This window comes from Paenibacillus terrae, assembly GCF_000943545.1.
Classification (GTDB): Bacteria; Bacillota; Bacilli; order Paenibacillales; family Paenibacillaceae; genus Paenibacillus; species Paenibacillus terrae_A.
In genome coordinates, this window is sequence record NZ_JTHP01000221.1 from 1 (window position 1) to 267 (window position 267).

1 protein-coding gene is annotated in these 267 nt (G+C 46.4%); it reads right to left on the minus strand.

Annotation, left to right across the window (positions count from 1 at the left end; all coding sequences use genetic code 11):
- Positions 1-267, minus strand: a 267-nt coding sequence (locus QD47_RS29750) for an IS3 family transposase (RefSeq protein ID WP_044649507.1), incomplete at both ends; no start/stop codon positions are given.

Here is a 267-nt window from a genome sequence, read left to right on the forward strand (position 1 = left end):
AACGCTCAATCTGAAAAGTCTCCAGCGCATCGTCGATGAGCTTATTCTTGAATTCATTGCCTCGATCGGTGTGGAAGAGCTGAATGTCATTCAGGTTGCCCTTAATCGAAGCCAAAGCACGGTAAACTAGCTTGGCATCCTTGTGTGCCCCCGCACTGTAACCGATAATTTCGCGGTTAAACAGATCCACAAAGAAGCATACGTAATTCCAATATGAACCTACTCTAACGTACGTCAGATCGCTTACGACGACAGATAACGCCTGCT